Here is a 13,804-nt window from a genome sequence, read left to right as displayed (position 1 = left end):
GACTGAGGCCCACTGTAGAAACGCTCATCCAATGAGACCGGATGAGTGACTTTACATGCTCGTCACTTGGTTCACCGACCAGCTTAAGAAGCGACCCAGGCGAAGAGTTTAAATCTTTTTCGGCGTACTCTACCTCACGCTTGCCGCGACTCTTCGACGAATTGACATATGGCGAGTCTGTTGGTTCTTCCAGTCGATCAAATATCGCCGTAAATATTGGCTCGCCCAACGTCAGCAACTTCTCAGATTTGCTGATGTTGAGTACCTTCACGGTGATAGGACCGCAATAGCCCGGATCAACATGCCCCGGATTTAGAACAAGTAACCCACGTGAGCTTTGGGCGTTAATCGGAAAAACCGTTGCACAAACATCAGACGGGAGGCATAGCTCCTCTTGGGTGAACATGCTTATTATTCCGCCGGGCTTGAGAACAACTTGCCGCGAAGCAGAGACGCTTGTGCTCGTAATTGGCTGACCGTCCTCAAAGATGGTTCCGATTCGTAGGTCATAGCTGCACGACTGCACGCACTCATCGTCAGCGTGACGGATCAATCGGCCCGCGGCCAATTCCGACTTAATTGTTTGCGACGGCAAGATCGCCATATCCCCTCCTGATTGGGAATTAGTGTGCTGCGATGATGGACTTGGCGCGAGCCAAAGTCAAAGCATTGCGATGCTCGCTCGTTGCCTCATTGGCAAGTAAAAAATTGAGCACTTCCCCTCCTTCAACACGCCACATGAGTGCGTGAGTGCATCGAACTGAAGGGCAGAGCCGACCAACCAATGCAGTTCTGCGAGCGTTGAACAAGCGATGACGAAGGTGTAGACGAGGGTCCAGAGCGATCTCGATCAAAGAGTAGCTCCATGTTCTCCTCAGTGAGAACACCGGTCTCCGCCCCTTGTCGCGCCTGTAGAATTTGTAACCACTAGAAAACTCAACGGAGCCGTTTTGGCACCAAGGGGAGCAGCGAGTGCTTGGTCATACCAGCGCCTCACAGCGGAGTGCGGCAGGGCGCCCGCCGAGCTATCAAGGGAGTCCGGAGGCCGGCCCGGCGGAATAGGTGCGCGCGAGTGAGCCACGCAAAGGTCGCCGGCGCCCGGCCTCTGAGCCTATTCCTGCGAATGGCAGTCATGGCTGGTGTCGAGAGCGCCGTTCAAATTCACATTGACCGGGGCGACGATCTCGATGCCCGTGATGCCAGCGGCATGACGCCACTGATGCTCTCGGCCGTGAGGAACAAGCCAGCCATCTGCCGCTTACTGCTCAGCGCCGGAGCTGATTGTGAGTTGCTCGACCCTTCTGGCAAAACGGCCCTTGAGATTGCCCTCGCGGCTGGGTCGCGAGACACCGCCGCGATCCTTCACGCAGTCCGTGCAACCATCCCGCCCGTCCAAGCGTCAAGTGTTGACATCAGTACCAAGCCAGACTTGGTCATAGACATCTCTTTAGCCGGCGGCCAACTTACCCAGGAAGCCACCGCCGACATAGGGATCTCAGCTTCTACGGAGCCCACAGAATCTGAGACCCCAGTCCCGCTGCCCGAGCCGGCACGAGCGACGTCACCATCGGTCGTCATCGAAATAGTTGAGGACGAGGAGTTCGATCTATCGGGTTGGGAGGCTCAGGAGGAAGCCACGCCGCCGGAGGCCAATCTCGTAGTTAAGGATTCGGCCAGTGCAATTCAAAGCGCGATCACGTCGCACGAGCCGATCGACTCCTCCGCCGCATGGGACGACATCGATGCCTACCTGCCCGACCAGGCCCTGCCGCTGGCTCGGGCTGACGATGCCGAGGCGCGTGCGCTGCTGAGGCGCCTTTTGCTGAGGGCGATCCGTGAAGGCAGTGTTCCTGGYTGGGACGTCCAGACGCTTTCGATCAACGAAGACCGCTCGCCCAATCCCGAGGCCGAAGCTTTCTTGGCCATGGTGATCAATGACCTTGGCGCGGAGATTGATGAACGCTTCGAATACGCCGACGCTGACGAGAGCTTCGAGGTGTTCATCGATCCAGCTGAGACGCCCGACGAGGAGGCCACCCTCGATGAGGCATTGGGCGCGATCGACCGCGCCGCCTGGCCTCGCCACAAGCCTTTGCATATCTACCAACGCGAGTTCCAGCGACTGCCGCTGCTCACGGCCGAAGAAGAAATCGAGCTTGCGCAAATCATGGAAGGAGCCATCGAAGGCATGCTGGACGCTTTGGCAGCTTGGCCGGCGGGCATTGCGTCGACACTGGCCGCCGGCGGCAACGCAATTGCCGGACTGCGCCCTCTGTCATCCATCTGGCTCGGCGACGCTGAGCCAGATCCTGAGGTCGCTTCGGCCGGCGATATGAACGCCGCTGCGTCTGAGACAGATGCTTCTGAAGACGCCATGGACGAAGACGGTGAGCCGGCCGCCAGCGCTCCGGCCGACGCTGGCTTCGCCGACGCGCTGAGTCAGCTTGGTTCACTGACCGAGCGTGGCGATGGCTCGAAATCGCTGGTCCCGCAGATCCGCAAGGCGCTGACCGCCCTGAGCCTCAATCGCCGCTTTCTGTTGGAACTGGGAGACACAGCGGATGGGCCAGCCCCTTGCCCGGGCTTCACCCAAGCACTGTCCTCCTTCCGGAAAGCCCGAGATCGCATGACGGCAGCGAACCTCAAACTAGCCTTCTTCCATGCCAAGAAATACCTGTACAGCGGAGAGCCCTTGGACGACCTCGCTCAGGAAGGCAACATCGGAYTGCTCAAGGCCGTCGATCGCTACGACTGGCGGCGCGGATTCAGATTCTCGACCTACGCTACCTGGTGGATCCGGCAGCAGATCGGGCGCCATGTCGCCGACAAGGCTCGCACCATCCGCGTGCCGATACACATCTACGAGAAGACTCAGCGCCTGCGGCGCTTTGCCGACACCTTCGAAAAGAGCTTCCGCCGTGAGCCTACCCTCCATGAACTGGCAGAACTTATGGAGATGCCCGCCCACAGGGTTTCAGCGCTACTGCGCATTCCGCCCGAGCCTTCTCGAATCGACGAAATGACTGTCGACGACATGATCTCAATCGACGCGCGCGATGCCTATTCAACGCCCGATCCGGCTGACGTCGTGGACAAGATTCAGTTGCGCTCAGCGGTGAACCGTCTGATCTCGTCGCTGTCAAGCAAGGATGGCAAGGCGGAGCGAATCCTCAGGCTGCGTTTCGGCATCGGCATCAACGCCCCCCTGACCCTGGAGGAGGTTGGTCAGCGCTTCGATGTGACACGGGAACGCATCCGGCAAATCGAAGCCCAGGCGATCACAAAACTCCGGCATCCTGCAAGGTCCGAGCCCTTCGCACGTTTGGCTCTGGGCATCAACCTAGATACCGCCAAAGAGGAGTCCGAGAGCGCCGACGCAATCGAAGCGCACGAGAGGTCTGCGGAATCGGTGGCTCCGAAACGTCAATCCACACCGCGTTCTGCGCGCGAAACGGCTCGACCGCCCAATCAATCGGGCCAGTCGAGCGTGGATCGACTGCTGGCACAAGCGACAAAGCTTGGAATCTCGGTTGAAGATGGAAGATCAAATTCCTCCGGCCGCATCTGGGTGAACTTGGTACACACGCCCGACAACTTGCATCGAAGGCTCGCACGCGCGTTGCTGAAATTCGGGTTCGAGTCTTGGCCAGGGAAAGGCTATTGGAAATGACCTCGAAGACCCGCAAGGCCCCGCCTCGCGCCACTGCGATGCTCGAATCGCTGCGAGGCCTCGGGTACTCGACGGCCGCAGCACTCGCAGACATCGTCGACAACAGCATTTCCGCCGACGCACACGAAGTCCGCATCGACTTCCAATGGGATGGCTCTGAAAGCCGCGTGCTGATCTTGGACGACGGACGAGGCATGAGCGATCCGGAGCTCGAAGGAGCCATGCGGCTGGGAGACAAGAACCCGTTGGTCGCGCGCGAGGCCAACGATCTGGGGCGGTTCGGAATGGGCCTGAAGACCGCGTCGCTGTCGCAATGCCGCCGGCTGACCGTCGTGAGCGTCAAGGGCGGCGCGCGAAGCTGCTTGCGATGGGATCTTGATGAACTGGCGGCTGATCCAGACAGCGACTGGCTGCTTTTCGAAGGCCCCGCCGAAGGCTCCCTACGGCATCTTTCCAGTCTCGATGGCAAGAAAACGGGAACGCTGGTTCTCTGGGAAAGGCTCGATCGCATCGTCACCTCTGGCTACATGCTGGACGACTTCAACGATCTCATCGACAGCGTCGAGTCGCACTTGGCCATGGTCTTCCATCGCTTGCTGCAAGGCCCACGTGCGCGGCTCAAGCTGCTGCTTAACGGCCGCCCCATCGAGCCTTGGGATCCTTTCATGACTGGGCATCCCGCCAAGCCGTGGGCGTCACCTGTCGCCCAGCAGCGGACCGACAGCGGGTTGGTGCTGGCTCAATGCCACGTACTGCCGCACCGCGACAAGTTGACCAATGACGAGTTCGAAGAATACGCCGGCCCCGCTGGTTGGACCGCGCAGCAAGGCTTCTACGTCTATCGGAATGAACGCCTTCTGGTCGCCGGCGGGTGGCTCGGCCTGGGCAATTCGAAAGCATGGAATCGCGAGGAGGCCCATCGCTTGGCACGTATCAGGCTGGACATACCCAACACCGCCGACGCTGACTGGAAGATCGACGTCCGTAAGTCGACGGCCCGTCCGCCGGTGTCGCTCCGCCCGTGGTTGATGGCTCTGGCCGAGAACACACGGGATCGAGCCCGCCGCGTGTTTGCATTTCGAGGATCACCCACCCCCTCAGTTGGCAGCCAGCCCATCGAACAGGCTTGGCGAGTCGAGCGGCTCAGAGCCGGCATGCGCTATCGGATCGACGACTCGCATCCGTCGGTGGCCGCCGTCATGGAGCGCTCGGGCGATCTGCAGCCGTTGGTGAAGGCGATGCTGCGTGTGATCGAGGAAACCGTCCCCATCCAACGGATCTGGCTCGATACCGCCGAGAACAAGGAAACGCCACGGACCGGATTCGAAGGCGAACCCAACGCGGCCGTAATCGAGGTAGCAAGCGTTCTGTTCAACGACTTGGTCGGGCGCAAGGGCCTGAGCGAGGAGGAAGCCCRCAAGTCGATGCTCAGGACTGAGCCATTCCAGAAGTACCCGACGCTGGTCGCCAAACTAGGGAGGAACCAATGACCACAGCAGAAGAGGCTGCCGCCCAAGTGGAGCTGCTTGAGAACGTCATCGCCACCGCGCAGCGGCTGGTGAAGGCCGAGAAGGACAAGTCCAAGATCACTCCTGCATTCATCGCCGAGAAGGTTCAACTGGCGGCGACGATGTTCGCGGGGGACTCACCGCATTCGATCGACCAAGGCAAGGCCGTCATTGCGCTGATCCAGCGTTTCAGCCACTGGATCGGCAAGGCAACCACGCTCAAGGACAACACGGGCCACTTCGACTGGCTGACAGCGGCTAGAAAGCGCGATTGGCACTACTGGCGACGCTACCGTGACTTCCTGGAATCCAAGCTCTCCGACACTGTGGTCGATGGCCTCGACGAAGCCACCGACGACATCCTGGGTCTGCTGGAAGATCCGCAGCGGCCCGACGACTGGGATCGGCGCGGGCTCGTCGTCGGGCACGTGCAATCGGGCAAGACCAGCAACTACTCGGGCCTCATCTGCAAAGCGGCCGATGCCGGCTACAAGATCATCATCGTGCTCGCGGGCATGCACAACAACCTGCGCTCGCAGACTCAGATGCGGCTTGAAGAGAGCTTTCTGGGCTATGAGACGACCATCGACCGCGATCCGGGCATGCCTATCGGCGTGGCCGAGTTCGGCGAGGATTTGAAGACCAACTCCGCGACCACGCGCGCGGAGAACGGCGACTTCAACAAGGCCATCGCCAAGCATTTCCACGGCATCTCTCCCGAAGAGCGACCCTGGTTGTTCGTAGTCAAGAAACAGAAGACCGTCCTCACAGCGCTGCTGCACTGGATTCAAACACGTGTGGCCGACAGCACAGATGCTGACAACGGGCGCAAGCTGGTAACGAAACTGCCGTTGCTGATGATCGATGATGAAGCCGACAACGCCTCGGTCGATACGGGAGAACAGATATTCAACGACGATGGCACACCGGACGAAGAGCATCAGCCCAAGACCATCAACAGTCTCATCCGCCAGGTGCTGCACGCGTTCACGCGCAAGGCCTATGTTGGCTACACGGCCACGCCCTTTGCCAACATCTTCATCCATCACAAGGGCGCAACAGCCAAAGAAGGACCAGACCTCTTCCCGCGGTCCTTCATCATCAACCTGGCCGCTCCGTCCAACTATGTAGGCCCTGCCCGCATGTTCGGCAAGTTGACCAAGGAAGGGCGTGAAGGCGCGCTGCCTCTCTCGCGAGACATTTTCGACCACTACGACCCCAAGACGGACTCGGGCTGGATGCCGCCCAAGCACAGGAAGACGCACGTCCCGACGTACGACGGACAGGAGATCATTCCGCCATCGCTGCGGGAGGCTATCAACGCCTTCGTCCTCGCCTGCGCGGTTCGCGAGTTGCGCGGCCAAGGCGACCAACACAGCTCAATGCTGATCCATGTCACGCGCTATGTCGACGTGCAGAACCAAGTGCGCGAGCAAGTCGAAGAGACCGTGCGCCGCATGCGCCAGAAGATCCGGCGCCGCATCGGCGCAGAGAAACTCCTGGACCAATTGAACAAGCTCTGGCAGAGGGACGTCCTACCCGTTCGAGATCAAGTCGCGGAACTGCTTGCTGCAGAGGAGTGTCCCCAGCCGATGCCGAGCTGGACTGACATCCTTGCCGTCCTGCCCGATGTTCTGAACGACATCGAGGTCCGCTCGATCAATGGCACGGCGAAGGATGCGCTTGACTACGCGACGCCTGGCGCAGCTCTCAAGGTGATCGCGGTCGGTGGCGACAAGCTCGCGCGCGGCCTGACGCTGGAAGGGCTGTGCGTTAGCTACTTCGTGCGCACCACGAAGATGTATGACACGCTTATGCAGATGGGCCGCTGGTTCGGCTACCGCCCAGGTTACCTGGACCTGTGCCGCCTCTACACCTCGCCCGACCTAGTGAGGTGGTTTGGCCACATCGCAGACGCCTCGGAGGAACTGCGGGAGGAGTTCGACTTCATGGCCGAGGCCAAGCTGACGCCGGAGCAATACGGACTCAAAGTGATGTCGCATGAGGTGCTCACCGTCACGTCCCCTTTGAAGATGCGCAACGCACAGACGCTGTCGCTGAGCTACAGCGGCACGCGTCCACAGACCATCCTCTTCCATCGCGACGCGAAACTCCAGCAACGAAACCTTGACGCGACCGACGGCTTGATCGCCTCGCTCCGGAGCCCTTTTGAAGACGCTCCGAAGTACGACCGCGACGGCGAACCGGATTCCTGGCCAAGCGCGCGTCTCTGGAAAGAGGTCGACGTATCCAAGGTGCTCGCCTTCCTCAGCTCGTATGTGACACACCCGAACGCCACCAGCGCCAACGCCGCGGTGCTCTCGGAGTTCATCGCCAAGATGGTCGATTCAGGGCAATTGACAAAATGGAGCGTCGCGCTGCTCGGTGGCGGCAAAGGCGAGGGCGAACCGCATACCTTCCCTGGGGGAGAGGCTTCGACGGCCTATTCGATCCGCAAGACCGAAGACCCGCTCGACCCCATGAAGATCGATCTCAAGAATTTCGCCATCGGCGTGCTTACGGACCCGAAAGATGAAGGGATCGATCTTGGCGACGACACTTGGCGCGAGGCCTTGGCCCTCACCCGCGCCTCATGGAAACCGGACCCTGCTCGCGGCCGAACCGAGCTTCCGACCGCACCCAGTGGCAAAGGCATCCGCGAAGTGCGCAGGAAGCTCGGCGGCGATACGGATCGCGGGCTGCTGATGCTCTACCCGCTCACGCCCTACTTCTACAACAAGGACAAAACGGCCGAACGGCTCATCATCCCCGGATGGAGCAAGCCCATCATGGCCTTCGCCATTGCCTTCCCTGAAAGCGACAAACCGATCAGCGTGGAATACGAAGTCAACCTCCTCTACTGGATGCAGGAATATGGCCCGTCCGAGTGAAGAATTTCTGCTGGCTTGGTCCTCGCTGTCGGGCGACGATCCCGCATCCGGGTGGCAGGCCATCTCGTTGCCCTCGGCCGGTCCCATCGAAGTGCAAGCGGGCCGGCGCTCACCGGACAATGCCGAAGCCATCCTTCTCGCCTTCCCATCTGTTCGACTTGCCTCGGCGGAGAAACTGCCCGAGGGCCAGGGCTTCGGCGTCGAGCGCACCGATCCCGAGGGCGTTGACCAGCTTCGGCTCGCGCTAACGCGACGAGCTGCCGGGAGCTCGGAGCTCTTCGCGACCATGGCCTGCGATGTGGTGGGTGCACTGGATGAAGCCGCGTCCGCAGGTATGGCGGGATCGAAGCTCCTGCGCGTTTTCCTTGGGCGCGTTGGCGCGTGGCAGGAATTCATGCGCAAGGGCTCGCAGACGCTGAGCCCGGAAGCGGAGATAGGCTTGATGGGCGAACTCACGCTGCTGCAGGYGATCATCGACGCTGGCGTGCCGATGGCTGTAGCAGTCGAGTCCTGGGTGGGGCCGCTCGACGGCGTCCAGGACTTCGAACTCGGGACCGGCGCGCTGGAGGTCAAGACCACACTGTCCGCTGTGGGCTTCCCCGCCAAGATCGGTTCGCTGGAGCAGCTCGATGATTCGACTCGCCAGCCACTCTTCCTGGTCGGAGCGCGCCTGCGCCAAGTTGAGTCTGGACAAAGTCTGCCGGACTTGGTGGTAGCGCTGCGCGACACCTCCCAGGGCGATGCCGAGGCCACACGACTGCTAAGCGAGCGGTTGATCGCCGCGGGCTACTTCGACACCCACGCGGACCGCTACGTCCGCCGCTTCACGCTGGCCGACACTCGAATCATCGAAGTGATGGACAGCTTCCCCCGCCTCACCCTGGGCAGCGTCCCGCTGGGCATCACCCGGGTCATGTACGAAATCGATCTGGACAAGGCCGAGGGCGCGAGTGTCCCTGCCGCCGATGCACTAAGGAAATTGGGAGTGATATGAGTTCAAACCTGCCGGACTTCCTGCGCGAGACGCAGACCACGGTCAAATCTCAAATGCGCGATGGCGCGCTTTATGAAGAGCTGGTGTTCGCTGGGATCGTGATGGAGCACATGTCGGAGATCGGCATGACCTTCGAGCCCGTGGAGTGCCACTTCGAAGGCACGGTGGGCAACGCCATCCTGCGGCTCAGCGGCTACTCCATCTCCGACGACGGAGATCAGCTCGACTTGTTCGTCAGCCTGTATGCCGGAGTCGATGAGCCCACGCCCATCTCAGACTCCGAAACCAAGACGGCCGCCGAACGGTGCCTGCGATTCCTGACGCTGTGCGCCGACGGCAAGATGGCGCAGAAGCTCGACCCGTCCAGCGACGTGCGCTCGCTGGCAGAGACACTGCAAGCCATCTACAACGATCTCGAACAGGTCCGCGTCTACGTCATCACCGATCGCGTGGCCAAGTCCAAGAGCTTCAAGACGCGCGACATCGGCGGCAAAGCCGTGCGCCTGGAAGTGATGGACATYGAACGGCTGCACCGGCACACATCAGAGGGCAAGCCACGCGACGAACTGGTGGTCGACTTCAACGAGGTGTCCGGCTCGCCCCTGCCCTGCGTCTACGTGCCAGGCGAGAGCGACGACTACAACTACGCCATGACGGCGGTCCCCGGCGAAGCGCTACGGCTGCTCTATGAGAAGTTCGGCGCGCGCCTACTCGAGGCCAACGTCCGCTCCTTCCTGAGCGTCAAGGGCAAGGGCGTCAACGCTGGCATCCAATCAACGTTGCGCTCGGCCCCCGAGCGGTTCATGGCCTACAACAACGGCATCGTCATCGTGGCCGACGAAATGCTCTTGGGCAAAACCGCCCAGGGCGCCGAAGGCATCGCCTGGCTCAAAGGCTTGCAGATCGTCAACGGCGGTCAAACCACGGCCTCGCTGTACTTCACCAAGAAGAAGTATCCCGACACGGACCTGAGCCGCGTCAGAGTTCCCGCGAAGATCATCGTGATGAAGGTGCAGGACTCCATCAAGGAAGAAGCCCTGGTCTCCGACATCTCGCGCTTCGCCAACAGTCAGAATGCGGTCCGCCAATCCGACCTGTCGGCCAACAAGCCTTTCCATGTCGAGATCGAGAAGCTCTCGCGCTCGGTCTACTGCCCGGATGGCGTCGGCCAATGGTTCTACGAACGTGCAGCCGGCAGCTACAACACCCTGCTCTCCCGCGAGGGGACCACACCGGCCAAGCTCAAAGCCTTGAAGGACGCGATTCCCACCACCCGGCGATTTACCAAAACCGACTTGGCCAAATACCTCAATGCCTGGGACCGAAAGCCCGACATCGTAAGCATGGGCTCGCAGAAGAATTTCGATCGCTTCATGGCCACGCTCTCTCCTTCCGAGGGCCAGGAAGCGCCGCTACCCAGCGTGGCCGACTTCAAGGCCATGGTTGCCAAGGCCAAAATCTATCGTGACGCTCAAAAGCTGCTGCGGAATATGTTCCAGGCCTTTCAAGCCAACGTCACCGCCTACACGGTCGCCGTTCTCTCCGAGAAGCTGGGCGCACGCATCGACCTGGATCGCATCTGGGCCAGGCAGGCGGTCTCACCAGAATTGATGTCGCAAATCGCCACCTGGGCCAAGGAGGTCAACGAGGCATTGCACTCCACCTCCGGCGGACGCATGGTGTCTGAGTGGGCCAAGCGCCCGGAATGCAAAGATGCCGTGATGGGTGCCAGCTACTCCGAGCCAGCCGACGACATGCCGGAAGTAAAGGCCGCCTGACCGGCGAGCCGGAGCCCATCGGGCCTATCGAGATCAAGGCATGGTCGATGTCGTCAGCCCCGTCAAACGCAGCCAGATGATGTCCGGCATCAAGGGCAAGAACTCCCTGCCTGAGATGCAGGTGCGCAAGGCGCTTTTCGCGATGGGTCATCGCTTCCGGCTCCATCAGCGCGACTTGCCGGGAACCCCGGACATCGTCATGTCGGGCCGCAAGATCGTCGTATTCGTGCATGGCTGCTTCTGGCATGCACACAAGGGATGCAAATACGCCAAGACGCCGTCGACGCGAACGGAGTTTTGGTCCGCCAAGTTGCAGGCCAATGTCGACCGCGATCAACGCGCGGTCGACAAGCTGGCGGAGATGGGTTGGCGAGTGCTCTGCGTCTGGGAGTGCTCGACGCGCACGCCCGAATCCATCGCCGGCTTGTCCGGGGCCCTTGGGCGCTGGATCGCCAGCGATGCGCGGATCGGTGAGATCAGCGGCCGCAGCTTGGAGGAGGGCAACCGTCTGGTCGATCGGGACAGCGCGCAATAGCGCGTCATCCACCCCGCCTTCGTGGGGAGGTCATGAAGTCAAGAATGATCTGGCCGATCTGCCTGGCCAAAAGCGGTGGAACGGCATTCCCGATCTGCCCGTACTGCTCTGTGCGCGTTCCCTCGAAAAAGTAGTTGTCGGGGAAGGTCTGCAAACGGGCCGCCTCGCGCGCGGTCAGGCTGCGACATTGCGCTGGATCGGGATGGATGTAGTAGTGCCCATCCTTCTTGATGTGTGCCACGACAGTGGACGAAGGATCCTTTCCCATCTGGACGCGGAATCTGTCCTTGAACGGGATCGTCTCCTCATCGACGTTCACATGATCGGGCAGCAGCCTTGGCGGGAAGTTACGCAGATCCGGAGCGTATTTCTGCGTCGCTGCGAAGCAGGCAGCGAACATGTATCGATGCAGGTCCGAGCGCATGTGGCTCCGGGTCTCATGCTGCAAGACCCCACCAAGCTCCTCGTCAAGATACCAGTCCTTGAGGTTCTCGGGCATGGCCCCGCCCGGGGCGACCTCCACTTGGATGAAGGACGCACCAAACGTCGCTTGCTTCTCCGCCGCCTTGGTGAACTTCTCCATCGCTGCTTCGATGTCGCTTCGCAGGGGCAAGCGCCAGCCCTTGAGCGTGAGCGGTGCCTCGCGAAGGGCTTCCATCCAGGCCTCCTGCGAGTCAGGCTCCTTGGACAGCCGACTGCGCAACGGCGGCAGGCCGGCCAAGGCGGCGCTCACGCCGACCTTCTTCGCCAGCTTGCGAAGCAGGAAACTTTCCGGGCGCTCTGCGAGCGCTGGTGTCGCGGCTGCCACGTCTGAGCGGATGCCAAAGAGAATCACTCGGTGGCGGCTCTGTGGAATGCCATGGTCGTCGGCTTCGATCACGTAGTCGTTGGGATCGAGCCTGCCCTCTCGCTTGTGGATCACCAACGATCGGATTTCATAGCTCAGATCCGCCCGCGGCGCTTTCAGATCAGCAAGGATGCGCTCGAAGATGTGCTTGCCAGCGTTCTTGGAGTTGAGCATCCCCTTGACGTTTTCCATCACGAAAACAGCCGGTGCGAACTCCTGAATGATCCGCAGGTATTCGGTGTAGAGGAAGTGCTTGGCGTCCGCCTCGAACTTCTTCACATCTTTACTGCGCAGCCGCGAGCGGCCAGCCAGCGAGTAGGCCTGACAAGGTGGTCCGCCGATGAGCACCCAATCGGTCTGGTCGCCCAGCGCCTCGCGAATCCATCCGTCGACCTCCGTGGGCGGGGTCACGCCAAGCTCGGCGCACCGGGCTTCCTTGGCCGCATGTTCCGCGACATCCTTGATGTCCGGATGTGCGAGGAACTGCTCGCGGGTAATCTTCCCGCGGACGTATTCGTAGTAGCAGCTTGGAACCTTACCCTTGGGGAACTTTCGGAAGATCGCTCGAAGCAGCAGGGTCCGATGGGCGATGGGGTCCTTCTCGATGGAGACCTTTACGGCGAATCGACGCTCGCCCGTTGCATCGAAGACGGACGAAAAGCCCTCGCAAAGTCCTCCCGGCCCGGCAAAGAGATCAATGACCGGTATCGCTTCTTTCTTGGTTTGCATCTGTCTATGTCAGCGCGAGAAAAAGAAGGCGCGCCAAAGCGCCGATATCGGCAGCATTGTCATTCTGCCAGGCCGAACACCAGTGCTACACGATGTGGCATCTGCCGATCGCCACAACAGGGAGATTTCATTTGAAAGCCCCCATGGCCTCTCGAGTCAGCAGTCGGCACCGGACCGCACCCACTCCCCCACCCGCGCCGCCTCTTCAGACAACAACCGCAATGCCGTCACGCTGAAGCGCCTGAGCGAATCGTGTCGACATCGATCGACCAACGGCGTGTGGTCGTCCACAAGCAACCAGTCATCAAACTCCGCGAGTTCGAGCAGCGCTCGAACGCCATCTGTGACGTCGATCGTCTGCCCGATCAGTCGATTCAGGTGACGTGCCTCGATGGATTTGGTGTCGGTGGCCTCGTCGGTCCACCGGAATTCCTTGAACTGCGACGAAGAGGTCGACTCCTCATCGGCAACGACATTGATGCTCATGGGTATCAGCTCCGAAAGTTGAAGAGCCGTCACCCCTCACGCCAGCGGGGGTGGCAGCCCGAACGGAGTTGGCGTACCGGTTGATACCAAGCCGGCGAGCCCGAAGGCTCCCCCGCCCGGGCTGCCCTTGATGGGAGTAGCCGAGCGTTCGCGCGTGAAAAAAGCCGCCAGTGTGCGGCCTCACGCGGGTATCTTCCGAGACGCCAATCTCGACCCAGGCTCTCGCCGGGGCGCGGCCAATGTAGCACGCGCCCTGCCGCAGAATCGCCGCCATGCGCCACGCCCCACGTCTCCTGCAGATCGCCCTGGCGGCCGCGCCGTTGCTCGCTCTCGCCGCCTGGTACCTCACCCTCCCCACCACCCCCG

At 61.2% G+C, this 13,804-nt stretch carries 9 protein-coding genes; 6 read left to right on the top strand and 3 right to left on the bottom strand.

Annotated elements, in window-relative coordinates; genetic code table 11:
- A partial coding sequence (locus tag AC1D12_RS10185) for a dCTP deaminase domain-containing protein (protein ID WP_477840245.1) occupies positions 1 to 604 on the bottom strand: 604 nt, incomplete at its 3' end.
- Between the two features lie 528 nt (positions 605 to 1,132).
- Here AC1D12_RS10185 and AC1D12_RS10180 point away from each other — a divergent pair.
- Genes AC1D12_RS10180 through AC1D12_RS10155 form a run of 6 tightly spaced genes read left to right on the top strand, consistent with a single transcriptional unit; the run spans position 1,133 to position 11,376 of the window.
- A complete protein-coding gene (locus AC1D12_RS10180; RefSeq protein WP_477840243.1) occupies positions 1,133 to 3,670 on the top strand; it encodes a sigma-70 family RNA polymerase sigma factor in 2,538 nt (845 codons plus the stop codon).
- On the top strand, positions 3,667 to 5,160 hold the full coding sequence (locus tag AC1D12_RS10175) for an ATP-binding protein (RefSeq protein ID WP_477840241.1): 1,494 nt from the start codon (positions 3,667 to 3,669) through the stop codon (positions 5,158 to 5,160). The genes AC1D12_RS10180 and AC1D12_RS10175 overlap by 4 nt, the downstream gene beginning before the upstream one ends.
- Positions 5,157 to 8,069 carry a Z1 domain-containing protein gene (locus AC1D12_RS10170; protein WP_477840240.1) on the top strand — a complete coding sequence of 971 codons (2,913 nt, stop codon included), beginning with the start codon at positions 5,157 to 5,159 and terminating at the stop codon, positions 8,067 to 8,069. Before AC1D12_RS10175 ends, AC1D12_RS10170 begins: the two co-directional genes overlap by 4 nt.
- Positions 8,053 to 9,063, top strand: coding sequence for a PD-(D/E)XK motif protein (locus tag AC1D12_RS10165; protein WP_477840238.1), 1,011 nt, complete (start codon positions 8,053 to 8,055; stop codon positions 9,061 to 9,063). Before AC1D12_RS10170 ends, AC1D12_RS10165 begins: the two co-directional genes overlap by 17 nt.
- Positions 9,060 to 10,841 carry an AIPR family protein gene (locus AC1D12_RS10160; protein ID WP_477840236.1) on the top strand — a complete coding sequence of 594 codons (1,782 nt, stop codon included), beginning with the start codon at positions 9,060 to 9,062 and terminating at the stop codon, positions 10,839 to 10,841. Before AC1D12_RS10165 ends, AC1D12_RS10160 begins: the two co-directional genes overlap by 4 nt.
- Positions 10,842 to 10,881: 40 nt before the next feature.
- The gene (locus tag AC1D12_RS10155) at positions 10,882 to 11,376 is read left to right on the top strand and encodes a very short patch repair endonuclease (RefSeq protein WP_477840234.1); all 495 of its coding nucleotides are present in this window, start codon (positions 10,882 to 10,884) and stop codon (positions 11,374 to 11,376) included.
- A 4-nt stretch (positions 11,377 to 11,380) separates the two neighbouring features.
- Here the strand turns inward: AC1D12_RS10155 and AC1D12_RS10150 are convergent, their stop codons facing one another.
- Both AC1D12_RS10150 and AC1D12_RS10145 read right to left on the bottom strand, forming a co-directional pair.
- Complete coding sequence (locus tag AC1D12_RS10150) at positions 11,381 to 12,952, bottom strand: DNA cytosine methyltransferase (protein ID WP_477840232.1); 1,572 nt, start codon at positions 12,950 to 12,952, stop codon at positions 11,381 to 11,383.
- A gap of 156 nt (positions 12,953 to 13,108) precedes the next feature.
- On the bottom strand, positions 13,109 to 13,438 hold the full coding sequence (locus tag AC1D12_RS10145; protein WP_477840230.1) for a hypothetical protein: 330 nt from the start codon (positions 13,436 to 13,438) through the stop codon (positions 13,109 to 13,111).
- Positions 13,439 to 13,804 lie beyond the last annotated feature (366 nt).

It is taken from the genome of Rhizobacter sp. P1_G5 (assembly GCF_056405435.1).
Note: the sequence above shows the minus strand (reverse complement) of the source record. Positions and strands in the feature narration are given on the sequence as shown.